Raw genomic sequence first — 24,396 nt, 5'->3', positions numbered from 1 at the left:
CTCACTTCGCCCGGGCGAAGCGTATCGCACACCCTCCGCCCGGCGCGAGATGCAGCGTCAGCGTCTCGCCGGCGTGCACCGTCTGCTTGCGGACTGACACATGCTTCGGCTCGCGATCCGCATCCTTCGCATCCTCGTAGATCTCTGCCGTGTAACTCCCACTCTCAAGAAAGCTCAGCGGAACCTGCATCGTGCGCGGCGTCCAGTTGGTGATGCTGCCGAGATACCACTCGCCCCCATGCTTGCGCACAATCGTCGAGAACTCTCCGGGCGTCCCACCGATCACCTTCGTTGTATCCCAGGCCGATGGAACGTCCTTGAGGAACTTAAACTCCGGCCGCCCCTCATACATCTGCGGACTATCCGAAACCATCTGAAACGGGCTCTGATAGACAACATAGAGTGCCAACTGCTGCGCGCGCGTTCCCATCACCATGGGCGAGGTATTCTGCGCGACAAAGCCGTCTTCCGTGGCGTTGTTGAAACCGCCGGGGGTGTAGTCCATCGGTCCTGCGAGCGTGCGGGTCCAGGCAAGCGTTGCGCGGTTTCCCGGGCTATCCCGCCGCCCAACCTTATTCTGCTCCGCACCTAGCACAGCCTCGTAACTCATCACGTTGGGATAAGTCCGTTCAAGTCCCCATGGCGTGTGCCCGCCATGATAGTCCACCATCAGGTGATGCTCCGCCGCTTCCTTTGCAGTGTCGTAGAAGAACGCAATGCCATCCTGGTCGTCGCGGTTGATGAAGTCGATCTTCACTCCCGCCACGCCCCACTTTTCAAACTGAGTAAAAGCCTCTGTCCTCTGCCTCATCACCGACTCGGCGTAACACCACACCCACACCTTGACGTTCTTCGTTGCGGCATACCGCACAAGCTCCGGAACGTCGACCTTCCCGCTGAGCTTCGTAAGGTCGCGAATCGCCGACCAGCCCGCGTCGAGCATCATGTAGCGAAAGCCTGAAGCCGCCGAGAAGTCAACGTATCGCTTCATGTTTTCGGTCGTAAACGCCGGCTTGTTATTCGCATCGACGTCATCGACCCACCAGTTCCACGACGCCTTCCCCGCCTCGATCCAGCTCGTATCAGCAACACGGCTCGCAGGGTTAAGGTCATATTGAATCGTCGATTCGATCAACCGCCCAGGCTCCTCTGCGATAAGAACGACGCGCCAGGCCGAGTGATGCGGAAGCCCGCCCTCGACGGCATACTCCGGATGATCGAAGCGCGGCGAAAGCTTCGCCGAGAGATAATGCCCCGCCCAGCTTCCCGACGGATTCGTAACGTACATCGAGCTATTGCCCTCGAGATCGGCCTCCATCAACGCAAGCCACCCAAGCCCCGGCTCATGCGCCAGCACTGGCATGCCGATGAGGAAGCTGCTCGCCACGCCACCCTGGTTGCCAAGCGCGGAGGTCGGCAATTGCACATACTCGCTCTCATAACTGCTCTTGTAGTTCGGCAGCGCGAGCAGCCAGTTCGTCGCATCGTTGCTGAAGCGGAACTCGGTGTCCTCCGCCTTCAGCCGGAAGTACTCCTGGTGGTTCTGCTCGGGAAGCACGTAACGAAAGGCGACTCCACCGTTGTAAGCCCGGGCCTCGATGTTCAGCTTACGATGCGAGCCACCTGCCTCGGCCGTTTCGAGCGTGAGGCTGTTGTACTCATCGTGAACGGAACTCACCTTTTGATAGGCGAGCTTGTAGTCATCGACACCGTGCCCCGAAGTGCTGTGGTCGACATGCACCATACTCCCAAGCGCCGCTCCACCGTCCAGTTCGAGCCCAAGCGCCGAATCGTCAAGCACCGGCTTGCCGTGGAAGCGAACCGAGTAGACGAGGCTCCCGTCCTGGCTCGTCGAGTCCTTCAGCGGCCGTACATCGAAGCGCATAGTCAACTGACCGTCTGGCGACTTCAGTTCGAGCGGAGACGCTTGCGACCGTGCGAACGGTGACGCCGAAACAACGAGGAGGAATGCGACAGTACCTGGGACTGAAGGCAACAGGAAAGAACGGTTCAGCATGGATGCGGCTCTCCGATGGGTCAGACGGCTCGAACGACAGAGAGAAGCATACAGGCTCGATATCGGCAGAAGCGATCCTCGCACCGGCGCTTCGCACGCATCCACCCGCCTATACTTGCTTTGTGTCCCCTTTGCACATGTTGAAGGCCATCGGCTTCATCGCAGGCCTGCTATTCGGCAGCTTCCTGAACGTCTGCATCGCCCGATTGCCGCGAGGCGAGAGCGTCATCAGCCCGCGTTCGCACTGTCCGCACTGCCACACCCCGATCCGCTGGTACGACAACATTCCCATCCTGAGCTGGATGCTCCTGCGCGCACGCTGCCGCACCTGCCATGCCGCCATCTCGCCTGTCTATCCCGTGGTGGAACTCGCCGTGGGCGTCTGGTTCGCGATTGCCGCTTCGTATATCGGCCGGGCGGAGACCATGGAGGTCCTGATCGCGGATATCTCCTTCGCCGTCGTTGGCTTCCTGCTGATCGGGCTTATCGTGATGGACTGGCAGACGCATCTCCTGCCGGACGCCTTCACGCTCACCGGCATCGCCATCGCGCTCTTCCTCGTCTGCTCCCAGGCTATCTTTCTTGGCCCAACGGAGGACCAGGTCCTTCTGCGACACAAGGCTCCGATTACCGCCGCGATGTCGGTGGAAAAGGGGAATGTCTTCCTTACTGGTCCGGAAGCCCTTATCGGCGGACGCATCGTCGCAACCCTCGCGGCCGCCGGTCTCCTGCTTCTCGTTCGCGGAGCCTACAAGGCCCTGCGCGGACGCGAGGGCATGGGGCTGGGCGACGTCAAGCTCCTGGCCATGATCGCGGCGTTCCTGGGCTTCTGGCCGGCCATTCTTGCCCTGTTTCTGGGGGTACTGACGGCTTCCTTCTTCGCCGCATTCCTCCTGTTCCGAGGCCGTGCAACCTCCGCCACGCGCCTGCCGTTCGGCTCCTTCCTTGCCGCGGGAGGCCTGGCCGCGTCCCTCTTCGGGACGAACATCATCAGCGCTTACATCTCTCTGCTTCGATAGGATGAACGCTCGGTCAATGTTCCGGCACTCCGCAACACCCACAATCCATTGGCTGCTTGACACTTGCCAACCACAGTCCTAGAGTCGAAGATGGCCATGGCGAGTTACCCCTACATCTGGAATTACCTCACCCTCGTGCTTCAGATCATCGTCGCTATCGGCATGGCCGTCGGCATGGTCGCTGCATCGTTCTTCATCGGCAAGCACAAAAACTCACGGACCAAACTCGGACCATATGAGTGCGGAATGGACCCCATCGGCGACGCCCGCGGACGTTTTTCGGTGCGCTTCTACATGGTCGCCATGCTCTTCATCCTGTTCGACGTCGAAGCCGTGTTTATGTTGCCATGGGCGGTCATCTTTCGCCGCCTCCCCGCCATCACGGGTCAGGCGATGTTCGGATTCTGGGAGATGTTCCTCTACATCGCCTTCGTCGCCGTCGGCCTCTTCTACGTATGGAAGAAGGGTGTCCTCAACTGGTCCGACGATAAGGGGGATCTCTAGATGGAAGCCGCACCCGATCCCAACAGGGCTCTAGGAACCGAGGCCGTCTTCGCCGCCTTCCCCGAAAACGCCGCCGTCGTCGCCCTTAAGTCCATCGCGACCGACGCCAAGTTCGAACGCAATGAGTTCACCGTCACGGTTGCCCGCGAGAACATCGTGGCCGCCGCCAAAGCTGTCCAGGCCGCTGGCTATAACTTCTTCGAAGATTGCACCGCTGTCGACTGGTACCCCTCCGAACCGCGCTTCCAGGTCAGCTACCACATCGTGTCGCACTCGCTGAAGCAGCGCATCCGGCTCGCGGTACGGCTCAACGGCGACTCGCCCAGCCTCGACTCCATCACGGATGTCTGGCCCTCCTCCAACTTCTACGAACGCGAAGTGTTCGACCTCTTCGGCATCCACTTCAACGGACACCCGAACCTCAAGCGCATCATGATGCCGGATGACTGGCAGGGACATCCCCTGCGCAAGGACTATCCGGTGGAGGGCTACCGCTAATGGCACCTCTTGCCGCTCCCGACATGATCGACCCGGGCGTAGAAGACGTCGTCGCAGACGCCAAACGCCACCAGGGCCGCCCCGGACCCGCCAGCCAGAACATGGTCATCAACATGGGCCCGCAGCACCCCTCGACGCACGGCGTTCTGCGCCTCGTGCTCGAGATCGATGGCGAGTCTGTCGTCAGCCTGGCTCCCGACATCGGCTATCTGCATACAGGGATCGAAAAGACCTGCGAGGCCAAGTTCTACCAGCAGGTTGTTCCGCTCACTGATCGCATCGACTATCTCTGTCCGATGACGAATAACCTCGCCTACTGCCTCGCGGTTGAAAAGCTCCTCGCCCTCGAAATCCCAGAGCGTGCTCAGTACCTGCGCGTGATGCTCAACGAGCTCACCCGCATCCAGTCGCACCTCGTCTGGCTCGGCACGCACGCCATGGATATCGGCGCGCTCACCGTCTTTCTGTACTGTTGGCGCGAGCGCGAAGACATCATGCGCATCTACGAGAACATCTCGGGCCAGCGCATGATGACCAGCTACTTCCGCATCGGTGGCCTGTCTCTCGAACCGCCCCTCAACTTTTACGATCAGGTCCGCGACTTCCTCAAGATCATGCCGGACCGCATCGACCAGTACGAGAACCTGCTCACCGGCAACCCGATCTGGACCGGGCGCCTCCAGGGCGTCGGCTATCTCTCCCCTGAAGACGCAATCGCCCTCGGCGTCACCGGTCCCCCGCTCCGCGCCTCGGGAGTGGACTGGGATCTTCGTCGCGACATGCCCTACTCGGGCTACGAAAAATTCAAGTTCGACGTGCCGGTCTCGAAGGTGGGCGACGTCTGGGCCCGCTACGTCGTTCGCATCCAGGAGATGCGCGAGTCGCTCAAGATCATCCAGCAGGCGCTCGACGGCATGCCCACAGGACGCATCGTCGCCGACGCCCCAAAGATCATCCTGCCCGACCGCGAGCAGATGAAGACCCAGATGGAATCCCTCATCCATCACTTCAAGATTGTGACGGAAGGCTTTGCTGTTCCAGCCGGAGAGGTCTACCAGGCCGTCGAATCCCCACGCGGCGAGATGGGCTACTACGTCGTCTCGGACGGCACCGCCAAACCGTATCGTGTTCACATGCGCAACCCGTCTTATGCAACGCTTCAGGCTCTTGAAACGATGTGCAAGGGCCGCCTGCTTGCCGACGTCGTTGCCGTCATCGGGTCGATCGACATTGTTCTCGGCGAAATTGACAGATAAAGGGATCGGCCGGCAAAGATTTCGTTTGGTTTCTCGTTTACGTTTTGCTTAAGGGCATGGCTTTGGCCGTGCCACAACCCAGGCAAGAGAGTGGGGCTTCCGCCCTGAGGTAGCGCTGGATAGCAGATTACACACCGAACTCTGGACCTCATGGGCCTCCCTGCTTCGCTCCTACGCAGCCGCCCACGGTCTCAACACCACGCACCACGCTGTAGTCGAAGTCGGCCCGGAAGAGATCACCCTCCGCGTCGGCAGCCACTGGCTCTTGTTTCACCACAGCACCATGCAATACGACGACGGACGCAAACAAGCCTTCGCCCTCACCGAACACGGAACAGTCATCACCGCGGCGGGGCAGGACAAGCATGAAGAAGAGATGGACATCGCCGCCGAGCGGCTGGCACGGGAGATGATGCACAGTGAGTGAAGTCGCCAACACAATATTCACGCCGGAGACGGCCGCCCGCTTCGACCACCTCGTCACCATCTATCCCCTGCGCCGCTCCGCGCTCGTCCCCATGCTGCTCTACGCGCAGGATGAGGTCGGCTACATCTCCGACGCCGTCGTCACCGAGATCGCCCAGCGCATCGGCATCTTCGAGCTCGACGTCCGCAACGTCCTCAGCTACTACTCCATGCTCCGCACCAAGCCTGCCGGCAAGTACAACGTGCAGGTCTGCACCAACATCTCCTGCATGCTGCGCGGTGGCTACGAGCTTCTCGACCACTGTAAGAAGCACCTCGGCATCGGTCACAAGGAAGTCACCGCCGACGGCATGTTCTCGCTCGAAGAAGTCGAATGCATCGGAGCCTGCTGCTGGGCTCCCGCCGTCCAGGTCAACTACGACTTCCACGACGACCTAACACCCGCCAAGATGGACACCGTCTTCGAGATGTACCGTTCCGGCCAGGGAAAGGACGTGAAGTAATGCCAGCCCTCGTCTCGCATCCCGACGAAGTCAGAGTCCTCTCCAAACGCTTCGGTCAGGGCGCCACTGACATCGACAAGTACATCGAACTCGACGGCTACAAGGCCGTCCAGCTCGGCATAGCCAACGGCCCCCAGTGGATCATCGACACGATGAAAGCCTCCGGCCTCCGCGGTCGCGGCGGGGCCGGCTTCCCCACCGGCCTCAAGTGGTCGTTCGTCCCCAAGAATGACAAGGCCAAGTACGTCCTCGTCAACGGCGACGAATCCGAGCCCGGAACCTGCAAGGATCACGTCATCTTCCTGCACGATCCGCACTCCGTCATCGAAGGCACCATGATCGCCGGCCTCGCCATCGGCGCGAAGATGGGCTTCATCTACCTCCGCGGCGAGTACCGCTACCTCCTCAAGATCATGGAGAAGGCCGTCGCCGACGCGTACGCGAAGGGATATCTCGGCAAGAACATCTTCGGCTCCGGCATCGACTTCGACGTCATCACCCAGACCGGCGCAGGCGCCTATGAGGTCGGCGAAGAGTCCGCCCTGATGGAGTCGCTCGAAGGCAAGCGCGGCGTCCCTCGCATCAAGCCTCCCTTCCCCGCTGTCGTCGGCCTCTACGGCGGCCCCACGGTGATCAACAACGCCGAGACCATCGCGTCAGCCCCACCGATCCTCCTTATGGGCGGCGAAGCTTATGCCAAGCTCGGCTCCGAGCGCAATGGCGGCACACGCCTCTTTGGCATCAGCGGTCACGTCGAGCGCCCGGGCGTCTACGAACTCCCGATGGGGTACAACCTCAAGAAAGCGATCTACGACGTAGCCGGCGGCATCAAGAACGGCAAGAAGCTCAAGGCAGTCGTCCCCGGCGGCTCCTCCTGCCCGGTCCTGCTGCCCGAAGAGATCGACGTAGGCCTCGACTTCGACCAGATGGGCAAGGCCGGCACCATGCTCGGCTCAGGTGGCATCGTCGTCCTTGACGAGTCCGTCTCCATCGTCGAGTTTGCCCTGCGCACCATCAACTTCTACCAGCACGAGTCCTGCGGATGGTGCATCCCCTGCCGCGAAGGCACGGACTGGATCAAGAAGACCCTCACCCGCGTCCACGCCGGTGGAGGCAACAAGAAGGACGTCGACAACGTTCAGTACCTCGCCGAAAACATGCTTGGCCGCACCTTTTGCCCGTTGGGCGACGCCGCCGCCATGCCCACCATCGCCTTCGTCAAGAAGTTCCGCAAGGAGTTCGAGGAGTACATCGAAGGCAAACGCGTCGAACACCCGCTCATCGCCATCAAGCCCCTCGGCGAACTGGTCGGAGCCGCACACTGATGATCACTCCGGGGATGCAGGCGATTTATTTGAAATTGAAGTCCGTCGCACCGGTTGCGGTGAGCCCGGGTGAGGCGAAGGACTACCTGCCATTCAAAGCAGGGCGGCTCAATATAGCAGGAGTGTACTCAGACGGAACTAGCTTCTCAACTGATGACGAGAGGCTTCTGGATCACTTGAGATCTGTCGGCATCACTTTTTCGAAAGTTCCCAGCGACAAGCCAAGAGATAAGTTCAGGTACAAATTTGCCGAACTCAAGCCCGCCGACGTCGATGCTCACTTGGACTCGTTTAAAAAGCTATTCGAAGACTCCGTAAGACTGAAGCAGCATAAGCGGTGAAATACAGAGAGTTCACCCGATTATTGAAAGATGATCACTGGACTATAAAATCTCAAGAAGGTAGTCATCAGCATTGGGTACACGCCACACAGCCCGGTAAGGTCACCGTCTCTGGACATCCAAACGTCGACATTCCTTTAGGAACACTCCGACGGATGAAGAAGCAAGCGGGGTTGAAATGAAGACAGAATTCATGGTGGTTTTTGAAGCCGGAAAAACAAGTTTTTCAGCCTTCGCGCCCGATATTCCGGGTTGCTTCGGCCTCGGCGACACCCTCGAGGAGACCCGCGAACGGTATCTTGAGGCTGCGGCCGCTCACCTTGCTTGGATGGCCAGCGATCACGATCTTATGCCCCAGCCAGTAACGACAACCTTTGATTTCGCCCGCGAGCCGGAGAACGAAGCAACGTACTACGTTGTCGAGTGGCTCCCCATTCCCATGCCTGTCGAAGCAGGCTACGCGATCTCAGCCTAAGGAACCTATGCCAGACGTAACCTTCACCGTCGACGGAACCAAGATCACCGCCCCTGCGGGAACCCTCCTCATCGAGGCCTGCAAGACCGCCGGCCTTGAGATCCCCGCCTTCTGCTACTACCCCGGGCTCTCCCTCCAGGCCGCCTGCCGCATGTGCGTCGTGCGCATCGAGAAGATGCCCAAGCTCCAGACTGCATGCACCACGCCGGTCGCCGAGGGCATGGTCGTCTTCTCCGAGACGCCCGAGATCGCCCAGGCCCGCAAGGCCACCCTGCAACTTCTCCTCGGCAACCATCCCCTCGACTGCCCAGTCTGCGACGCCGGCGGAGAGTGCGAGTTGCAGGACATGACCTTCAAGTACGGAGCCGCCGACAGCTTCTACGCCGAGCCCAAGAACCACCGCGAAGAGCAGAAGTGGTCCCCGGTCGTCTACTTCGACCGCCCCCGGTGCATCCTCTGCTATCGCTGCGTCCGCATGTGCGGCGAAGGCATGGACGTCTTCGCGCTCGGCATCCAGAACCGCGGTTCCTCCTCTGTCATCGCCCCCAACATCCCCGCCCTCCAGTCCCCCGACGACCTCGCCCACGTCGACTGCGAGCAGTGCGGCATGTGCATCGATGCCTGCCCCGTCGGCGCCCTCACCTCCGGAACCTACCGCTACAAGACCCGTCCGTGGGAGATGAACCACACCCCCACCGTCTGCACCCACTGCGGCGACGGATGCAAGACCACCCTCGGCGTCCGCTCCACCACCGACGGCTCCGAGATCGTTCGTGGCGACAATCGCGACAAGTCCGGCCTCAACAACGACTTCCTCTGCAACAAGGGCCGCTACGCCTTCGACTTCGCCAACTCCACCGACCGCATCACCACCCCGCTCGTCCGTCAGCCCGACGGCACCCTCAAGCCTGTCTCCTGGGAAGTCGCCCTCGACCACGCCGGGAAGAAGCTTCGCGAACTCCGCGACACGCGCGGCGGCAAGTCCATTGGCGTCGTCGGCTCCAACCGCATCACCAACGAGGAGGCCTACCTCCTCCAGAAGTTTGCCCGTTCGGTCCTCCAGACCAACAACATTGATCACCACCGCACCGCTGACTACACCTCGCTCGCCCAGGCGCTCTCCGGTCACACCGGCCGCACCGCCTCGCAACACGACGTCGCCAACGCCCCGGCGGTCATGATCATCGGCGGCGACCCCACCAACGAGAATCCCCTCACGGCGTGGAACCTCCGCTCGAGCGTTCGCATCAACGCCGCCCGCCTCCACATCGCGAACCACCAGCAGATCAAGCTCACCCGCCAGGCAAAGACCTACCTCCAGCTTCCCGACTTCGGCTACGGCACCTTCGTCAGCTACATGGCCGGCGACGAGGCTGCCCTAGACGGTGTCGAGAACGCCGACGCCTTCCGTGCCTTCCGCACCGCCGTTCGCGCCGAAGAGTCTCTCATCGTCCTCCTCGGCAACGATCTTCGTGGAGCAGACCTCAAGAAGCTCCTCGCCTTCGGTCTCACCCTGCCGAACCGCAAGTTCGCCCTCCTCTCCGACTACGTCAATTCCCGCGGCGCGGCCGACATGGGCCTCCTGCCCGATATGCTCCCCGGCTATACCCCCGCCTCCGGCGCATCCACCTTCGGCGAGACGACGATCCCCAGCACCCCCGGCCTCGACATGCTCGAAATCTTCGACGCCGCCGCCAAGGGCGATCTCTCCGCTCTCTACGTTGTCGGCGCCAACCCCGTCGCCCGCTACGACATCGACCCCGCCACCCTCAAGAACACCTTCGTCGTCGTGCAGGAGATGTTCCTCACCGAGACAGCGAAGATCGCCGACGTCATCCTTCCCGCCGCCAACCTCTACGAGAAGGCCGGCTCCGTCACCAATAGCTACGGCGATCTCCAGCGCGTCTCGAAGGCTGGCGACCGCGCCGGCGTCCGCACTGACTTCGAGATGATCGTGCGCCTCGCCGACAAAATCGGTGCAAAGGTCAGCGACCTCGTTCCCTTCGGCAAGGGCACGCGAGCCGACATGGGCCAGACCCGTGGAGCCCAGTCCGGTGAGGCCGACCGTCACGCCGTCTGGCTCACCGCCAACAACCTCGAGCCGCGTCTCAGCCCCTTCGACGCGAACGCCATCCTCGACGAGATCCAGCGCCTCGTCCCCGGCTACGACAAGATGCTTCGCCTCCAGCTTCTCTCCGGCAACGACCAGCACCTGTCCCCCGCCGCTCCCGCGCCGCTCGTCCAGATCGACAACCGCCGCGACCTCGTCCTCCCGGCCAAGGACAAGCTCTTCACCTCCGGAACCCTCGGCCGCTACTCGCCCATGCTCGACGACCTGCAACTCAACGACGCACGCCTCGCCGCCCAGAAACTCGTTCACATCGAAGGCCAGACCGCTGCCGACTAAGGCATAACCTTTTGCATTTTTTGAACCAGAGAGAGACCAGTTGAGCCACCTGAGCCCCTTCGTTACGTTCCTCCTCATCAGCATCGTCAAGCTGCTCGTCGTCTTCGTCATCACCCTGACGGCGGTCGCCTACACGGTGCTGCTCGAGCGCAAGGTCATCGGCCGCATGCAGAACCGCTGGGGACCCTCACGCACCGGCCCCTTCGGCCTTCTGCAGCCGCTCGCCGATGGCATCAAGCTCTTCCTCAAGGAAGACATGATGCCCCTCGCCGTCGATCGTCCTCTCTTCCTCGTTGCTCCCATGATCGCCCTCACCTGTGCGATGGTCTCGATCGCCGTTGTTCCCTTCGGAGCCGTCACCCGCGTACAGGGTGTAGATCTCTTCCAGGTCTCCGACCTCAACATCGGCCTTCTCGTCATCCTCGGCATCACCTCCATCGGCGTCTACGGCATCGCCCTCTCGGGCTGGTCCTCGAATAACAAGTTCGCGCTCCTCGGTTCCCTGCGCGCAACATCGCAGATGATCAGCTACGAACTCGCCCTGGGCCTCTCGCTCGTTGGTGTCGTCCTCCGCGCCGGTTCGCTCCGCCTCCGCGACATCGTCGACTCCCAGGCCGCTCACGGCGCGCTCTCGTGGAATATTCTCGGCGGCTTCCAGATCGTTGCCTTCTTCATCTACATCATGAGCGCCTACGCCGAAGCCAACCGCTCCCCCTTCGATCTTCCCGAAGCCGAATCCGAACTCGTCGCCGGATACCACACCGAGTACAGCTCCATGAAGTTCGCCATGTTCTTCATGGCTGAGTACGCCAACATGATCACCATCAGTTGCGTCGCCACGCTCCTGTTCTTCGGCGGCGCTTCCAGCCCCTTCGGCCATCTCTTCGACGGCTTTCTGAACTTGCCCATTCTGAACGCGATCTTCCCCGTCCTCTGGTTCGTCTTCAAGATCTTCTCGTTCTTGTTCCTCTTTATCTGGGTCCGTTCCACCCTCCCACGCTTCCGGTACGACCAGCTCATGGGCTTCGGCTGGAAGTTCCTGATGCCTGTCGCCATGGCCAACATCATCGTCACTTCGCTTGTAATGGCTCTTCACCCCTGACCCTAAAGTCAGCGACCCATTTACAATCAACCCGATACCGATCAGACACAGGGAAGGACCAGGCAGCACCCATGCAACTCGCACTCTTCCTCATCTTCGGCCTGCTTGCGGTAGCCGCCGCGCTGAACCTGCTGTTGCAGCGTCATCCCATCAACAGCGCCCTGTCGCTGGTCGTCGTCATGATGTCGCTTGCCGTCCTCTACTGGTCACTCGGCGCCGAGTTCCTCGCCGCCGCCCAGGTCATCGTCTACTCCGGAGCCATCATGGTCCTGTTCGTCTTCGTCATCATGCTGCTCAATGCGGGTGAAGAAGAGAACACCATCGGCACCAGGGCCTCGACCATCGTCGGCTTCCCCGGAGCCGCAGCCATCTTCTGCCTCCTGAGCTTCGTCTTCCTCTCCGAGAGCAAAGCCCTTGGCAACGCTCAGATCGGCGGCTATCTCTCGAACGCCGTCTCCAACATCTCCGAGATCTCGACCGTCCTCTTCACTCGCCTTCTCCTCCCCTTCGAGGTCACCAGCATCCTCATCCTCGTCGCCATCCTCGGAGCCGTCGTGCTCGCCCGGAAGGAGCAGTAGCCCACACATGGTCCCTATCTCGTGGTACCTCATCCTTGCGGCCATTCTCTTTTCGATCGGCGTCGGCGCCTTCCTCATCAAGCGCAACGTCGTCACCATCTTCATGTCGATCGAGCTCATGCTCAACGCCGTCAACCTGACCTTCGTCGCCTTCGCCCATATGTGGCATCAGGTCCAGGGACAGATCTTCGTCTTCTTCGTCATGGTCGTCGCCGCGGCCGAAGCCGCCGTCGGCCTCGCCATCATCATCTCCATCTTCCGTACGCGGCAGACGCTCAACGTTGACCAGATCAACCTGATGAAAAACTAGGAAGAATTAGGCGCACCCGACTCCATGAATCCGAACTCGCTCTGGCTCATCCCGCTCAGCCCATTCCTCGGCTTCCTCATCAATGGAACCGTGGGACGCCGCCTGCCCCGCCCGCTCGTCACTGCCATCGCGCTCTTCTTCACCGCCGTCCCCATGCTTCTGGTCCTCCAGCTCTGGATCTTCATGAAGGCCGCCGGCGCACCCGAGGCCATCCACGTCCTCTGCGGACCCTGGATCCAGATCACCGGCTTCACCGTTCCGTTCGGCATCGCCGTCGATCACCTCAGCCTGATCATGCTCGCCATCGTCACGGGCGTCGGCTTCCTCATCCATCTCTACTCCGCTGGCTACATGGCCCACGAAGAGGGCTACTGGCGCTTCTTCGCCTATCTCAACCTCTTCATGTTCTTCATGTCGATCCTTGTCCTCGCCGAGAGCTTCCTTCTCCTCTTCGTCGGCTGGGAGGGCGTCGGCCTGGCCTCGTACCTCCTCATAGGCTTCTACTTCACCAAGGACTCCGCCGCCAACGCCGGCAAAAAAGCCTTCATCGTCAACCGCATCGGCGACTTCGGCTTCCTGCTCGGCATGTTCCTCCTCGTCGCCCACTTCGGCAGCCTGAGCTTCAACGAAGTCTTCGCCTCTATCGCCACCCACCCCGAGTACCAGGGCGGCTTCCTCACCGCGATCGCCCTCTGCCTCGTCGTTGGAGCCACCGGCAAGTCCGCCCAGATTCCTCTCTACGTCTGGCTGCCCGACGCCATGGAAGGCCCCACGCCCGTCTCGGCCCTCATCCACGCCGCCACCATGGTCACCGCCGGCATCTACATGGTCGCCCGCTGCCACGTCCTCTTCGACCGCTCGCCGTTTGCACTCGGTGTCGTCGCCATCATCGGAGCGGCCACCGCTATCTTCGCCGCCTGCATCGGCATGGTGCAGCACGACATCAAGCGCGTCCTCGCCTATTCGACGGTTTCGCAACTCGGCTACATGTTCCTCGCCTGCGGAGTCGCCGCTTACTCAGCCGGCATCTTCCACCTCATGACCCACGCCTTCTTCAAGGCGCTCCTCTTCCTCTCCGCCGGCTCCGTCATCCACGCCCTCTCCGGCGAGCAGGACATGCGCAAGATGGGCGGACTTCGCAAGCGCATCCCCGTCACCTTCTGGACCATGACGATGGGCGTCTTCGCCATCGCCGGAATCCCCCCGCTCGCCGGCTTCTTCTCGAAGGACGAGATCCTCTACCAGACCTTCGTCTCCCCAAACCCCATCGGCAAGCTTCTCTGGCTCGTCGGCCTCGCTACCGCTGGCATGACGTCCTTCTACATGTTCCGCCTCTGGTTCAAGACCTTCTTCGGCCCCGAGCGCTTCGACGAGCACCCCGCGCCCGCCGATCACGCGCACAAGGACGCCCACGACGATGCCCAGGCCGCTCACGCTCACGGCGTCCACGAGTCCCCGTGGATCATGCTCACCCCGCTCGTCCTCCTCGCGATCCTCTCCATCATCGGCGGCTGGGTAGGTGTTCCCGCCGCCCTCGGTGGGCACGACGAGATCGGCCACTTCCTCGACCCCGTCTTCGTGGCGCCTCTGGTTGTCGCCGTTGACGGAGAGAAAGCAGGTCACGGTCTCGAACTCGGCCTCGCCGCCGTTTCGGTCGCCGTCGCCCTCCTCGGCTTCTTCGTCGCCTACGTCTTCTACTACAAGCGCCCCGGAACCCTCGGCAAGCTCGCCGCCACCTCGAAGCTCTACCCCATCGTCGCGAACAAGTTCTACATCGACGAGATCTACAACGTCGTCATCGTCACTCCGCTCCTGGCCTTCGCTCGTCTCATCCTCGAGGTCCTCGTCGACGGTGGCCTGGTCAACGGCTCCGGCAAGCTCGCCGGCCTCACCACCATCGGACTCAGCAACGTCACCCGCAAGATGCAATCGGGCAACATCCGTTCCTACGCCGGCTGGCTCGCCTTCGGAGCAGCCTGCGTCATCGCCGTCATGATCTTCGCCCGCTTCTAGGCCCTGTTTTTTGGTTGTCATTCCCGAAGGGAATCTGCGTTTGCTCTTATCTTTGCATCCAGCCAACTCCGTATCGCCGCACCAAAAGGATTGGACCACCACCCAATGAACTTTGACGCTTCCATCCTCACCCTCATCCTCCTCATCCCGCTGGTGGGCGCGATCCTCCTCGCCCTGCTCCCGGATAAGGGAAAGCTGATGCCGGGCGTAGCCCTTGCCGTCACCCTCCTTACCTTCCTCGCGACCCTCCATCTCCCGTCGCACTACTCCTACGCGGCTCTCCCCGGCACCTTCCAGTTCGAGCAGAACATCTCCTGGATCGCCAGCCCCGCCATCCGCTACCACCTCGGCGTCGACGGCCTCTCTATGTGGCTCGTCGTCCTCGCCGGACTCCTCGCGCCCCTCGGCGTCCTCGCCAGCTGGAACGCCGTCGGCTCCCGCCGCAAGACCTTCTACGTCCTCTTCCTGCTGCAGCAGGTCGCCATGCTCGGCGTCTTCCTCTCGCTCGATCTCTTCCTCTACTACGCCTTCTGGGAGCTCTCGCTCGTCCCGATGACGCTGCTCATCGCCACCTTCGGACGCACCGCCAACCGCCGCCGCGCCGCCATCAAGTACTTCCTCTACGCCTTCATTCCTTCGGCCATCCTCCTCGTCGGCATGCTCTGGGTCTACACCCAAACCGGAACCTTCGATCTCCCGACCATCGCCTCGAAGCATCTACTCACCGGCCATCCCGCCGCGATGTGGCTTGCATCCTTAGCCTTCCTCGTCGCGTTCGCCGTCAAGGTTCCCGTCTTCCCGCTGCACGGCTGGCTGGCCGACGCCATCTCCGAAGCCCCCACCGCCGCCGTCATGGTCCTCGCCGGAAAGCTCGGTCTCTACTCCATCCTCCGCTTCTCCTTCGGCCTCTTCCCTGCCGAGTCCCACCGCATCGCTCCTCTCATGCTTGCGCTCGGAGCCATCGGCATCGTCTACGGCTCACTCATCGCCATCACGCAGGTCGACCTCAAGCGCCTAGCCGCCTTCGCCACGCTCGGCGCGCTCTCCTTCATCACCCTCGGCATCTTCACCTTCACCATCTCCGGCCTAGACGGCGGCATCTTCCACATCCTCTCCGAAAGCCTCTCCGGTGCCGCCCTCTTCATCCTCATGGGCCTCCTTTATGAGCGCTACGGGACATACGACATCCGCGACTACGGCGGTCTCGCCTCGAAGCTCCCCTGGGTCGTCACCATGTTCGTCGTCACCACCCTCGCCGTCGTCGGTCTGCCCATGCTCAACGGCTTCGTGGGCGAGTTCCTCATCCTCGCCGGCTCCATGCAGTCCGCCTTCGCCCACCACATTCTCTGGACGACCGTTGCCACCACCGGCGTCATCCTCTCCGCCTCTTACATGCTCTGGATGATCCAGCGCGTCTTCTACGGCGACATCGGCTACAAGCCCGACACCGTCCAGGCCCCCGACCTCGACCTCCGCGAACACGTCTCCCTCTGGATCCTTGCCATCCTCTTCCTCGTTATGGGCGTCCGCTCCACCTTCTGGCTCCGCGCCATCGACGAGGTTGGCGTCCCCCTCGCCGCCGTTCTCCCCCAGCCCCAGACCCCCGTCAAGGGCTTCGCTCCCGACCCGAAAGTTCCCGAGGCAAAGCTCGTCCGCACCGTCTCCGCACCCCAGATCGCAAAGTCTACCCCGCAGGAGGCGACCCGCTAATGTCCCCGAACGTCCTCGCCCTCCTTCCCGAGATCATCCTTACCGCCGTCGGCGTCCTCGTCATGGTCGCGGAGCCGTGCCTTGCCCTCGGCGCATCCCGCAAGCCGCTCGGCTGGCTCGCCATCCTCGGCACCCTCGCGGCAGGCGGCGCAAGCTGGTACCAGCTCTCCTTCGGCCGCATCACCGCCTTCTCCGGAACCATCCAGGTCGACGCCTTCTCCGTCTTCTTCCACTTCGTCATCGCGGGAGTCGTCCTCGTCACCCTGCTCGGGTCGCTCGACTACTTCGAAGGCAACGCCACCCACGCCGGCGAGTACTTCGCCCTCTCGCTCTTCGGAGCCGTCGGCATGATGCTCATGACCTGCTCGGTCGAGCTCCTCATGGTCTTCGTCGGTCTCGAGATCTCATCAATCTCGACCTACATCATGGCCGGCTTCCGCAAGGGCCAGGCCACCGGCTCCGAGTCCTCCATCAAGTACTTCCTGCTCGGCTCCTTCGCCACGGCTTTCTTCCTCTACGGCATCGCACTCTCCTACGGAGCGACCGGATCGACCACGATCTCTGCCATCGCAGCCGGTCTTGGCACCAGCGCCACCCCCACGATGGCCTTCCTCGCCCTCGCCATGATCATCATCGGCATCGGCTTCAAGGTCTCCGCCGCTCCCTTCCACGTCTGGACGCCCGACGTCTACCAGGGCGCTCCCGCACCCGTCGTCGGCCTCATGTCGACCGCCCCCAAGGCCGCCGCCTTTGCTGTCCTGCTGCGCATCACCTTCTCCGGATATGCCTCGATGGAGCACCGCTGGGCCATCCTCCTCTGGATCCTCGCCGCCCTCTCGATGACCATCGGCAACCTCGGAGCACTCGTCCAGCGCGACGTCAAGCGCATGCTCGCCTACTCGTCCATCGCCCACGCAGGCTACCTTCTCGTCGCCTTCACCGCCTTCCCGCGCGAAGGAATCGCTGCCGCAGCCTTCTACACCGCGACCTACGCCGCCATGAACGTAGGAGCCTTCGCCGTCGTCACCCAGATCTCGGGCTACAACGAAAGCCTGCGCTCGCTCGACGACTACACCGGCCTAGCCCTCAAACGCCCCGTGCTTTCCGCGACCCTCGCCTTTTTCCTGCTGTCGCTGATCGGCATCCCATTCACCGGCGGCTTCTTCGGTAAGTTCTACGTCTTCACCTCGGCCATGCACGCTGGCCACGTCTGGCTCGCGGTCATCGGCCTCCTGAACTCCGGCGTAGCCTGCTTCTACTACCTCCGTCTCCTCGCAGCCATCTACACCCATCCCACGAAGGCAACGGTAAGCCCCGCGCTGGATAATCTCCCCTACCGCCACGTCAGCTTCTCCGCTGAAGCCGGCCTCACCCTGGCCGTAGCCGCAACCCTGATCCTCGGCGTCTTCCCCGGCCCCATCCTCGCACTAGCCCAGCGAGCCGGGATCGCCACCCTGCCAAGCCTGGATGCGCCGGCCGCATCCCACACTCGCGAATCCGACGCTACCCTCTGGTGCACCCAGCACCCCGACGAGTGCAACGCCAAAGTCGACGCGACCGCTCACTAGACAAAATCCTGTCGCAGCGTCACCCATCGCCCCTAAAGACCGCCGCCGTTGCCGTTGCTTTTGCCTTTCTGGTTGTCATTCCCGAAGGGAATCTGCGTCGGCACTTGCCGTTGCCTCTGACCGTCCGAAGTGCCCAAAATCTTGTCAAGCCCCAAAACCGCGTAACTCCAACAAACCAAAGCGAAAAGTCACTGTCCTTTTAGTTTCGGTCACTCCGATACAATTAAGGCAGTAATGGAAAAGGCCGCCGCCCGAAAGGGATGCGGCCTCTCTTCTTAGGCCCAGTGCCGCGCTAAGTTCTTTCTTATCTGATATTTAGGGAGTAAGTCCAATCATTGCAACAAGATACAGCGCAACCAAACTCTTATCTTGTTGTATCGAAAAGACTTACACCCCGACAGTGTGGGGGGGGGGTAGCCCCCTAAGCCACGTTCTGAACTTCGTTCACCAGCGCCCCGACCGGGTTGAAAATCGTCGACTTTGCAATCGTTCCTACCGACTCACCACGCCGGTACATCATGTAAGCCGCCACCACACCCGCCACAATCGTTCCCCAGTAAATCGCTCGTTTCATAGGCCATATCTCCTCGCAAGAATCACGCGTGAACGCGTTTCTGAAAGTGAGATGCAAACAAAGACGAAAAAGCCCCCGCCGCAGCGGAGGCTCTTTGCGAAACGGAAAACTACTGAACCTTGAGGAAGATGATGACGAACGTGAACAGCGCGAGGGACTCGATAAACGCGAGACCGAGAATCAGGAACACGAAGATTCCAGGGCGAGCGCCCGGGTTCCGTGCCAGCGCTTCGGTTGCCGAAGCGGTTGCCTTACCCTGACCGAGACCGCAAAGGCCGGCAGCGATCGCCATGCCAAGACCGGCAGCGATCGAGACATACCACTTACCAGCAGGCTCAGCGGCACCCTGCGCAAAGGCCGGCGTTGCAAGCAGCATCGCAGCCAGGGACATAAACATGTATTGAAGCTTCTTCATCGTAAAACTCCGCGCTCCCGGGATACGCCGCCAGTGGGTGGTTGATGCTCACCGTGCTGGCACCCTCACGCTATGCGGCGTCCAACTACCGCGAGGTGGGAGACAGACCCTCGCGGCAAAACCTGAACTCTAGTGATCGTGCGCGACAGCGAGTGAAAGATAGATCATCGCCAGAAGCATGAACACATACGCCTGGATCGCCGCCACCCCAAGGTGAAGACCGAGGAAGACAAGCGGAATGCCGACCGGAACGAGCGAGAAGAACGCAAGCGTCAACAGGTCGCCGGCGTACATATTCGCGTAGAGACGAACCGTGAGCGAAAGCACACGCGCAAGGTGCGAGATGATCTCGATCGGAAACAGAAGCCACGCAATCAGCGGCACCGGACCAAGGAACTGCTTGATGTACCCAAAGCCGTTCGCTCGGATGCCGTGGTAGTGGTAATACAGAAAAGTCACCAGCGCGAACCCGAGCGGAACCGTGACATTCGCCGTCGGTGATTCAAGACCCGGAACCAGGCCCATCAGGTTTGCGATCAGGATGAACAGGAACAGCGCCGTCAGGTAGCTGACGAACTTTTCGAAGCCATGACCGATGATCGACTCGCCCTGTTCGGAGACGAACTCGTGCGTCATCTCGGCCATGTGCTGCACCGCACCGGGCTTCTCGACCTGCAGGCTTACACGGACGATCACGAAGTAGGCGACAAGAACCACGAACACAAGCAGTTCCATCGAAACTGCCGTCGTAATCGGCGCTTCCGGGTAAACCGGATGCACGTGCACCGCGCTCAGCAGCGCGTTGGCCGGCCCAGCGAGGTGCGCATTCAGAAATTGGGTAAAAGCAGGCTGTATCGGCATAGAGGTGAAGCTGGATAGAGGGAACGCGGGCTAAACCGTCCAGGCCTTCATCAACCGAAGACCCTCGACCGAGAGTGAAAACACTCCAAGCGCAAGGCCGCCTGCCAGCGCGTAAACCGAGCCATCCAGAAACCTTAGACTAACATAGAGAACCACGATGGTCAGGCCCAGCCTGATGAAGAAACCGGTAAGAACCATCCCGAGCGGCTTCGCCTCGCCACCAAGATCCATCCGCGCCATCACCGCAGTCATCAGCCTCAACCACTCGTACAGTCCGGACCCCGAAATCACCGCTCCAACGGCCAGAAGTGCCGCGCTCTGCCACCCGGCCTTCCACCAGACCAGAGGCAGGGTAACTACCAGAACGATCGCCATCAGGCGAAGCGCACCCCAGATCGTCCGCTTGAAATCCTCGTCCGTGAACTGCTCCATCAGCCGCATTCCGGTCACGAATCCCTCTTCAGAAATCCAGACGCTGTCCGGAAGATCTGGATGAACCCCGCGACCGCTCCAAGCATGATCCCGACAACGCCGATCCAATTCTGGTGGAAGTGCTTATCCGCCCAATGGCCGAGCAGCCAGCCGATCACGCATCCGGCAGGCAAGGCGATCGCAAACTGGATCATCGACTCGGCCTTCACCAGATCGCCAAGCGCTCCTTTGCCCTTCCCGCCCCCGCCGCTCGTGCCATCAGCCATCCGCTGATTACATCACGCCGCTATACTAAAGCGTCAACGTCCCCGCCAAAACCAGAGGACGCATTCAGTTAGAAGGAACCACCGTGTCTGAATCCGATTTCGAACTAGCCCAGTACGACCACCGCCGCCAGAAGCTCCGCCAGATCGCTGAGATCGGCATGGCCAACGGCCTAACCTACGCCGAAGCGACCTACCCGAACCACTACGCCGCCGATCACACCATCCCCGAGCTCCACGCCGCCCACGACCACCTTACCGCGGTCGAGCTCGAAGACCCTGCCGCGAAGCCCATCAACGTCTCCGTCGCCGGCCGCATCATGGCCCTCCGCGTCCAGGGCAAAGCCGGCTTCGCCCAGCTCCAGCAAGGCGGCCAGCGCTTCCAGATCTACGTCCGCAAGGACGACGTCGGCGAGGAGCTCTTCCCGCTGTTCAAGGAGAAGCTCCTCGACCTCGGCGACCACATCGGCGTGCGCGGACACCTCTTCCGCACCCGCACCGGCGAGCTCACCATCCACGTGCACGCGGTCGACGACCTGCCCGCGATCACGTTCCTCGCCAAGTCCATGCTCGCGTTGCCGGACAAGTACCACGGCCTCGAGGACACCGAGCTCCGCTACCGCCAGCGCTACGTCGACCTCATCATGAACTCCGGCGCGACACCGAAGCAGGCGGAAGCCACGCCTGAGCCGCCAGCGCTTCCCTCCGCGCCAACGCCTGCGTCCTCCGACGCCGCCCCCGATAAAACTGAAGTTCTCGCCGCGATGCAGGCTGCGCAGACCGCACAGGAACTAGCTCCGAAGCCTGCACCCGCTCCGTCAACCGAGGAGTCCGAAGCCCCACCCAACGTCCGCGAAGTCTTCATGAAGCGCGCCGCAATCCTTCGTGCGATCCGCCGCTACTTCGACGACCGAGGCTACATCGAGGTCGAAACCCCCATGCTCGTCGGCATCGCCGGTGGAGCCGCCGCCCGACCCTTCATCACGCATCACAACGCACTCGACCTCGACCTGAGCCTGCGCATCGCCCCCGAACTCTACCTCAAGCGCCTCGTCGTGGGCGGCCTCGACCGCGTCTACGAGATCAACCGCAACTTCCGCAACGAGGGCATCGACACCAGCCACAACCCCGAGTTCACCATGCTCGAGTTCTACCAGGCCTACAGCAACTACCACGACCTGATGGACCTCACGCAGGACATCATTACGAAGGTCGCAATCGAAGTGAATGGTTCCACAATCACGAACTTTGACGGTAACGAAATAGACCTGAGTAAGTGGACCAAGCTTTCCATGCGCGAAGCCATCGTCAGATGGTGGCCGGAGCATCTTTCCCCAGCGCCGAGCCTGGAAGAATTTCTTAGTCCGGATCTGTTTTTGTCAAAGGTTGAGGAAACATATAGAGAGTCTGTCAAGATCTTCGAGCAACTCGAACCGGACACGAGATTTACGCCCGACGAACTACGAAGTTTTGTAATGCCGTTATCCAACGCGCTTGGTTTAGTGCGGCTGCGATTAGCAGGTGGAGTTCCCTTGGGAAAAATCATCGCAGAGGTTTTTGAGCTTCTCGCCGAAGAGCACCTGATTCAGCCGCACATCATCTACGATTTCCCCCTAGCCGTAAGCCCCCTAAGCAAGCAAAAGCCCGACGAACCCGACTGGGTTGAGCGTTTCGAGTTCTACATCGGAGGCTTCGAAGTCGGCAACGCCTTCTCCGAGCTCAACGACCCCGACGAGCAGCGCAAGCGCTTCGAGGACCAGCTCAAAGAGCGCGACCGTGGCGACGACGAAGCCCACAAGATGGATGAGGACTACGTCCGAGCCCTCGGCTACGGTCTTCCGCCGACAGCCGGAGAAGGAATCGGCATCGACCGTCTCACCATGCTGCTGACAGGCTCAAAGTCCATCCGCGATGTCATCCTGTTCCCACTCATGCGGCCCATCGTCAAGCCTCAGCAGCCCAACACTGAAGCCGTTCCTTCGCCTTCTTAGTCGAGTTACCGCATACGTGATCTATTCACCTATGCGGTAACTCGCTATGCCTTGCGAAGCTTCTTTACCACCTGGTTCAGTGTCGTCTCATTCATCGCCGCAATCGCCTCGGCGCGAACCTTCTTCATCACGCCATCGACAGAAGCATCCCCCACGACAAGCCACCCCTTCGACACCGCTCCGTAGACTGTCCCTACGCCAATCTGCTTGGCCGGAATCATCAGCTTCGCGCCGCCGTTCGGCCCCTTCTTCTGCTCGATCAGCCCGGCCTTGTGCAGCAGGAGAAACATCCTCCGCACCACAACCGGGCTCTCGCCAAGCTCCTCCGCGATTGCCGCCGAGGTATGCATCGTGCCGGGGCCTTTCGCCAGCACCGTCAGCAGCCGAAGACCCAACCGGAATTGTCCACTCTCTGCCATCCCAAGCAAGCTACCACAGCTCTCCTGTCTTTGACGCTTACCGCACACATATATCAGTCTTCTTCCACAAGCATTAATGACATCTCGTTCGTGTCCTTCCAACCCATCCGTTCATAGACGGGTCTCCCGAGCTCGCTCGCATGCAGTACGAGATAGTGAATGCCTAACTCCCGGGCGCCTTCGTAACTCGCCTCGACAAGCTTCCGTGCCAGTCCCTGGCCGCGATGATCGCCGTCCACGTACACGTTCAGTAGATAACCTCTGCGTGCGTCCGTCGGATGAAGGTAGTGCGGAGGCCAGTCGAGCACTATCAGGCCCGCACCGCCGATTGCCTTTCCTTCGTGCTCCACTGCCCAGCCAAGGTAACTTCCGTCAACCAGTTTGGGAGCGACCCATTTCAGGAACGGCTCACGCATCGCGTCCAGCGCATCCTGCGGTTTGTTAACTGCTTGAAACATCTTCTCTCTCTGCTCGCCGACGAGCCCTGCATCGTCGACTGTCATCTTCCGGATTGTGTACGCGGCCATCGGTAGACGATATCGCAATTACCGCCTCCGATCATTCGGTGATCCAAATCTGCTAACCTCTCACGAGTGAATATCCTCTTTGTCGGCGATATCTTCGGATCCGCTGGCCGCCACATCGTCCGCGAGCATCTCCCACACGTCCTCGAATCGAACGCCGTCGACCTCCTCGTCATCAACGGCGAAAACGCCGCTGGAGGATTCGGCCTCACGCCCTCGCTTGCCGAGGAGATCTTCGATCTTGGCGCCCACGTGATCACCACCGGAAATCACATCTGGGACAAGCGCGAGATCTTCGACTACATGAACGTTCCCGCCAACAGCCACGAGCGGCCGAGACGTGTTCTGCGTCCCGCCAACTACGCGGTTGGAACGCCCGGGTTCGGCTTCTACCAGGGCACACTGCCTGACGGAACAGAGTACGCCGTCATGAACATGCAGGGACGGGTCTTCATGTCGGCATGCGACGACCCGTTCCGCAAGGCGGATGAGTTGCTGTCGAAGATCACCGCGAAGGTGATCCTGCTCGATATCCATGCCGAGGCGTCGAGCGAGAAGGTTGCGCTTGGCTGGTATCTCGACGGTCGCGTGACCGCTGTTCTTGGGACGCATACGCATATTCCGACCGCGGATGAGCGTGTGCTTCCGATGGGAACTGCTTACCAGACCGATGTTGGCATGTCTGGTCCTTACGACTCGGTGATCGGAGTCGAGAAGGAGCTTGTGCTGCAGCGCTTCCTGACCGGAATGCCAGGCAAGTTCGAGGCGGCGAAGGGTAATCCGAAGATGTGTGCCGCCTTGATTCAGTGCGACGCCGCGACGGGCCGCGCGTTCCACATCCAGCGGTTGATGCTGGGCGAGTAGC

28 protein-coding genes are annotated in these 24,396 nt (G+C 61.3%); 19 read left to right on the top strand and 9 right to left on the bottom strand.

Annotated elements, in window-relative coordinates; genetic code table 11:
* Nucleotide 1: 1 nt before the first annotated feature.
* The gene (locus GRAN_RS14725) at nucleotides 2-2,017 is read right to left on the bottom strand and encodes a glycoside hydrolase family 97 protein (protein WP_128913752.1); all 2,016 of its coding nucleotides are present in this window, start codon (nucleotides 2,015-2,017) and stop codon (nucleotides 2-4) included.
* Here GRAN_RS14725 and GRAN_RS14720 point away from each other — a divergent pair.
* The 4 genes from GRAN_RS14720 (at nucleotide 1,969) to nuoD (ending at nucleotide 5,294) form a co-directional block, all read left to right on the top strand.
* A complete protein-coding gene (locus tag GRAN_RS14720) occupies nucleotides 1,969-3,036 on the top strand; it encodes a prepilin peptidase (RefSeq protein WP_241654638.1) in 1,068 nt (355 codons plus the stop codon). The two genes, GRAN_RS14725 and GRAN_RS14720, sit on opposite strands and share 49 nt — an antisense overlap.
* A gap of 96 nt (nucleotides 3,037-3,132) precedes the next feature.
* Nucleotides 3,133-3,540, top strand: coding sequence for an NADH-quinone oxidoreductase subunit A (locus GRAN_RS14715; RefSeq protein ID WP_128913751.1), 408 nt, complete (start codon nucleotides 3,133-3,135; stop codon nucleotides 3,538-3,540).
* A complete protein-coding gene (locus tag GRAN_RS14710; protein ID WP_128913750.1) occupies nucleotides 3,541-4,038 on the top strand; it encodes an NADH-quinone oxidoreductase subunit C in 498 nt (165 codons plus the stop codon).
* Entirely contained in the window at nucleotides 4,038-5,294 is a 1,257-nt protein-coding gene (nuoD, locus tag GRAN_RS14705; RefSeq protein WP_128913749.1) for an NADH dehydrogenase (quinone) subunit D, read from the top strand. The genes GRAN_RS14710 and nuoD overlap by 1 nt, the downstream gene beginning before the upstream one ends.
* Nucleotides 5,295-5,442: 148 nt before the next feature.
* Here nuoD and GRAN_RS26730 read toward each other — a convergent pair whose 3' ends face one another.
* Nucleotides 5,443-5,568 (bottom strand): hypothetical protein, encoded by a 126-nt coding sequence (locus tag GRAN_RS26730; RefSeq protein ID WP_277751218.1) that lies wholly within the window; start codon nucleotides 5,566-5,568, stop codon nucleotides 5,443-5,445.
* Nucleotides 5,569-5,577: 9 nt separating this feature from the next.
* Between GRAN_RS26730 and GRAN_RS26325 the strand changes: the two genes are divergently transcribed.
* The 13 genes from GRAN_RS26325 to GRAN_RS14640 all read left to right on the top strand — a co-directional run bounded on the left by GRAN_RS26325 (nucleotide 5,578) and on the right by GRAN_RS14640 (nucleotide 18,052).
* On the top strand, nucleotides 5,578-5,721 hold the full coding sequence (locus tag GRAN_RS26325) for a hypothetical protein (protein ID WP_241654630.1): 144 nt from the start codon (nucleotides 5,578-5,580) through the stop codon (nucleotides 5,719-5,721).
* The gene (locus GRAN_RS14695; RefSeq protein ID WP_128913747.1) at nucleotides 5,714-6,223 is read left to right on the top strand and encodes an NADH-quinone oxidoreductase subunit NuoE family protein; all 510 of its coding nucleotides are present in this window, start codon (nucleotides 5,714-5,716) and stop codon (nucleotides 6,221-6,223) included. Before GRAN_RS26325 ends, GRAN_RS14695 begins: the two co-directional genes overlap by 8 nt.
* Nucleotides 6,223-7,548: an NADH-quinone oxidoreductase subunit NuoF gene (nuoF, locus tag GRAN_RS14690; protein ID WP_128913746.1), complete on the top strand. Its 1,326-nt coding sequence runs from the start codon at nucleotides 6,223-6,225 to the stop codon at nucleotides 7,546-7,548. The genes GRAN_RS14695 and nuoF overlap by 1 nt, the downstream gene beginning before the upstream one ends.
* Nucleotides 7,548-7,889 carry a hypothetical protein gene (locus GRAN_RS14685; RefSeq protein ID WP_128913745.1) on the top strand — a complete coding sequence of 114 codons (342 nt, stop codon included), beginning with the start codon at nucleotides 7,548-7,550 and terminating at the stop codon, nucleotides 7,887-7,889. The genes nuoF and GRAN_RS14685 overlap by 1 nt, the downstream gene beginning before the upstream one ends.
* Nucleotides 7,886-8,071: a type II toxin-antitoxin system HicA family toxin gene (locus GRAN_RS27040; RefSeq protein WP_128913744.1), complete on the top strand. Its 186-nt coding sequence runs from the start codon at nucleotides 7,886-7,888 to the stop codon at nucleotides 8,069-8,071. Before GRAN_RS14685 ends, GRAN_RS27040 begins: the two co-directional genes overlap by 4 nt.
* Nucleotides 8,068-8,364: a type II toxin-antitoxin system HicB family antitoxin gene (locus tag GRAN_RS14675; protein ID WP_128913743.1), complete on the top strand. Its 297-nt coding sequence runs from the start codon at nucleotides 8,068-8,070 to the stop codon at nucleotides 8,362-8,364. The genes GRAN_RS27040 and GRAN_RS14675 overlap by 4 nt, the downstream gene beginning before the upstream one ends.
* Nucleotides 8,365-8,371: 7 nt before the next feature.
* Nucleotides 8,372-10,771, top strand: a complete 2,400-nt coding sequence (locus tag GRAN_RS14670) for a molybdopterin-dependent oxidoreductase (RefSeq protein WP_128913742.1) — start codon at nucleotides 8,372-8,374, stop codon at nucleotides 10,769-10,771.
* 40 nt (nucleotides 10,772-10,811) lie between these two features.
* Nucleotides 10,812-11,873 (top strand): NADH-quinone oxidoreductase subunit NuoH, encoded by a 1,062-nt coding sequence (gene nuoH / locus GRAN_RS14665; protein WP_128913741.1) that lies wholly within the window; start codon nucleotides 10,812-10,814, stop codon nucleotides 11,871-11,873.
* Nucleotides 11,874-11,944: 71 nt separating this feature from the next.
* Entirely contained in the window at nucleotides 11,945-12,451 is a 507-nt protein-coding gene (locus tag GRAN_RS14660) for an NADH-quinone oxidoreductase subunit J family protein (RefSeq protein WP_128913740.1), read from the top strand.
* 7 nt (nucleotides 12,452-12,458) lie between these two features.
* The gene (gene nuoK / locus GRAN_RS14655; protein ID WP_128913739.1) at nucleotides 12,459-12,761 is read left to right on the top strand and encodes an NADH-quinone oxidoreductase subunit NuoK; all 303 of its coding nucleotides are present in this window, start codon (nucleotides 12,459-12,461) and stop codon (nucleotides 12,759-12,761) included.
* Nucleotides 12,762-12,785: 24 nt separating this feature from the next.
* Nucleotides 12,786-14,774 (top strand): NADH-quinone oxidoreductase subunit L, encoded by a 1,989-nt coding sequence (gene nuoL, locus GRAN_RS14650; RefSeq protein WP_128913738.1) that lies wholly within the window; start codon nucleotides 12,786-12,788, stop codon nucleotides 14,772-14,774.
* A gap of 105 nt (nucleotides 14,775-14,879) precedes the next feature.
* A complete protein-coding gene (locus GRAN_RS14645) occupies nucleotides 14,880-16,484 on the top strand; it encodes a complex I subunit 4 family protein (RefSeq protein WP_128913737.1) in 1,605 nt (534 codons plus the stop codon).
* A complete protein-coding gene (locus GRAN_RS14640; RefSeq protein WP_128913736.1) occupies nucleotides 16,484-18,052 on the top strand; it encodes an NADH-quinone oxidoreductase subunit N in 1,569 nt (522 codons plus the stop codon). The genes GRAN_RS14645 and GRAN_RS14640 overlap by 1 nt, the downstream gene beginning before the upstream one ends.
* 421 nt (nucleotides 18,053-18,473) lie before the next feature.
* Here the strand turns inward: GRAN_RS14640 and GRAN_RS25785 are convergent, their stop codons facing one another.
* The 5 genes from GRAN_RS25785 to GRAN_RS14620 all read right to left on the bottom strand — a co-directional run bounded on the left by GRAN_RS25785 (nucleotide 18,474) and on the right by GRAN_RS14620 (nucleotide 20,600).
* Nucleotides 18,474-18,626, bottom strand: a complete 153-nt coding sequence (locus GRAN_RS25785) for a hypothetical protein (protein ID WP_192898020.1) — start codon at nucleotides 18,624-18,626, stop codon at nucleotides 18,474-18,476.
* Nucleotides 18,627-18,735: 109 nt separating this feature from the next.
* Entirely contained in the window at nucleotides 18,736-19,041 is a 306-nt protein-coding gene (locus GRAN_RS14635) for an ATP synthase F0 subunit C (protein WP_128913735.1), read from the bottom strand.
* Nucleotides 19,042-19,170: 129 nt separating this feature from the next.
* Nucleotides 19,171-19,902, bottom strand: a complete 732-nt coding sequence (atpB, locus tag GRAN_RS14630) for a F0F1 ATP synthase subunit A (RefSeq protein ID WP_128913734.1) — start codon at nucleotides 19,900-19,902, stop codon at nucleotides 19,171-19,173.
* Nucleotides 19,903-19,932: 30 nt separating this feature from the next.
* Complete coding sequence (locus tag GRAN_RS14625; protein WP_241654808.1) at nucleotides 19,933-20,343, bottom strand: hypothetical protein; 411 nt, start codon at nucleotides 20,341-20,343, stop codon at nucleotides 19,933-19,935.
* A 5-nt stretch (nucleotides 20,344-20,348) separates the two neighbouring features.
* Entirely contained in the window at nucleotides 20,349-20,600 is a 252-nt protein-coding gene (locus GRAN_RS14620; RefSeq protein WP_128913733.1) for an AtpZ/AtpI family protein, read from the bottom strand.
* A gap of 83 nt (nucleotides 20,601-20,683) precedes the next feature.
* Here GRAN_RS14620 and GRAN_RS14615 point away from each other — a divergent pair, with 83 nt between their 5' ends.
* Entirely contained in the window at nucleotides 20,684-22,588 is a 1,905-nt protein-coding gene (locus GRAN_RS14615; RefSeq protein ID WP_128913732.1) for a lysine--tRNA ligase, read from the top strand.
* A gap of 44 nt (nucleotides 22,589-22,632) precedes the next feature.
* On the opposite strand, the gene GRAN_RS14610 is transcribed toward GRAN_RS14615, so the two are convergent.
* Nucleotides 22,633-23,007 carry an RrF2 family transcriptional regulator gene (locus GRAN_RS14610; RefSeq protein WP_128914211.1) on the bottom strand — a complete coding sequence of 125 codons (375 nt, stop codon included), beginning with the start codon at nucleotides 23,005-23,007 and terminating at the stop codon, nucleotides 22,633-22,635.
* A gap of 53 nt (nucleotides 23,008-23,060) precedes the next feature.
* A complete protein-coding gene (locus tag GRAN_RS14605; protein WP_128913731.1) occupies nucleotides 23,061-23,552 on the bottom strand; it encodes a GNAT family N-acetyltransferase in 492 nt (163 codons plus the stop codon).
* A gap of 48 nt (nucleotides 23,553-23,600) precedes the next feature.
* Here GRAN_RS14605 and GRAN_RS14600 point away from each other — a divergent pair, with 48 nt between their 5' ends.
* Nucleotides 23,601-24,395 carry a TIGR00282 family metallophosphoesterase gene (locus tag GRAN_RS14600; RefSeq protein ID WP_128913730.1) on the top strand — a complete coding sequence of 265 codons (795 nt, stop codon included), beginning with the start codon at nucleotides 23,601-23,603 and terminating at the stop codon, nucleotides 24,393-24,395.
* Nucleotide 24,396 lies beyond the last annotated feature (1 nt).

The sequence above is a fragment of the Granulicella sibirica genome, from assembly GCF_004115155.1.
In the GTDB taxonomy this organism is placed as follows: Bacteria; Acidobacteriota; Terriglobia; order Terriglobales; family Acidobacteriaceae; genus Edaphobacter; species Edaphobacter sibiricus.
This window is presented reverse-complemented; position numbering and strand designations above follow the sequence as displayed.

What these genes read in the sequence shown, in the direction of transcription:
- GRAN_RS14715 (WP_128913751.1), top strand. Translation starts at nt 3,133, where the DNA reads ATGGCGAGTTACCCCTACATCTGGAATTACCTCACCCTCGTGCTTCAG.
- GRAN_RS14645 (WP_128913737.1), top strand. Translation starts at nt 14,880, where the DNA reads ATGAACTTTGACGCTTCCATCCTCACCCTCATCCTCCTCATCCCGCTG.
- GRAN_RS14610 (WP_128914211.1), bottom strand. Translation starts at nt 23,007, where the DNA reads ATGGCAGAGAGTGGACAATTCCGGTTGGGTCTTCGGCTGCTGACGGTG.
- GRAN_RS26325 (WP_241654630.1), top strand. Translation starts at nt 5,578, where the DNA reads ATGCAATACGACGACGGACGCAAACAAGCCTTCGCCCTCACCGAACAC.
- GRAN_RS25785 (WP_192898020.1), bottom strand. Translation starts at nt 18,626, where the DNA reads ATGAAACGAGCGATTTACTGGGGAACGATTGTGGCGGGTGTGGTGGCG.
- GRAN_RS14725 (WP_128913752.1), bottom strand. Translation starts at nt 2,017, where the DNA reads ATGCTGAACCGTTCTTTCCTGTTGCCTTCAGTCCCAGGTACTGTCGCA.
- nuoF (WP_128913746.1), top strand. Translation starts at nt 6,223, where the DNA reads ATGCCAGCCCTCGTCTCGCATCCCGACGAAGTCAGAGTCCTCTCCAAA.
- GRAN_RS14685 (WP_128913745.1), top strand. Translation starts at nt 7,548, where the DNA reads ATGATCACTCCGGGGATGCAGGCGATTTATTTGAAATTGAAGTCCGTC.
- GRAN_RS14660 (WP_128913740.1), top strand. Translation starts at nt 11,945, where the DNA reads ATGCAACTCGCACTCTTCCTCATCTTCGGCCTGCTTGCGGTAGCCGCC.
- GRAN_RS14670 (WP_128913742.1), top strand. Translation starts at nt 8,372, where the DNA reads ATGCCAGACGTAACCTTCACCGTCGACGGAACCAAGATCACCGCCCCT.
- GRAN_RS14625 (WP_241654808.1), bottom strand. Translation starts at nt 20,343, where the DNA reads ATGCGGCTGATGGAGCAGTTCACGGACGAGGATTTCAAGCGGACGATC.
- GRAN_RS14720 (WP_241654638.1), top strand. Translation starts at nt 1,969, where the DNA reads ATGCGACAGTACCTGGGACTGAAGGCAACAGGAAAGAACGGTTCAGCA.
- GRAN_RS14710 (WP_128913750.1), top strand. Translation starts at nt 3,541, where the DNA reads ATGGAAGCCGCACCCGATCCCAACAGGGCTCTAGGAACCGAGGCCGTC.
- GRAN_RS14620 (WP_128913733.1), bottom strand. Translation starts at nt 20,600, where the DNA reads ATGGCTGATGGCACGAGCGGCGGGGGCGGGAAGGGCAAAGGAGCGCTT.
- atpB (WP_128913734.1), bottom strand. Translation starts at nt 19,902, where the DNA reads ATGCCGATACAGCCTGCTTTTACCCAATTTCTGAATGCGCACCTCGCT.
- nuoK (WP_128913739.1), top strand. Translation starts at nt 12,459, where the DNA reads ATGGTCCCTATCTCGTGGTACCTCATCCTTGCGGCCATTCTCTTTTCG.
- nuoL (WP_128913738.1), top strand. Translation starts at nt 12,786, where the DNA reads ATGAATCCGAACTCGCTCTGGCTCATCCCGCTCAGCCCATTCCTCGGC.
- GRAN_RS14640 (WP_128913736.1), top strand. Translation starts at nt 16,484, where the DNA reads ATGTCCCCGAACGTCCTCGCCCTCCTTCCCGAGATCATCCTTACCGCC.
- GRAN_RS14675 (WP_128913743.1), top strand. Translation starts at nt 8,068, where the DNA reads ATGAAGACAGAATTCATGGTGGTTTTTGAAGCCGGAAAAACAAGTTTT.
- GRAN_RS14635 (WP_128913735.1), bottom strand. Translation starts at nt 19,041, where the DNA reads ATGAAGAAGCTTCAATACATGTTTATGTCCCTGGCTGCGATGCTGCTT.
- nuoD (WP_128913749.1), top strand. Translation starts at nt 4,038, where the DNA reads ATGGCACCTCTTGCCGCTCCCGACATGATCGACCCGGGCGTAGAAGAC.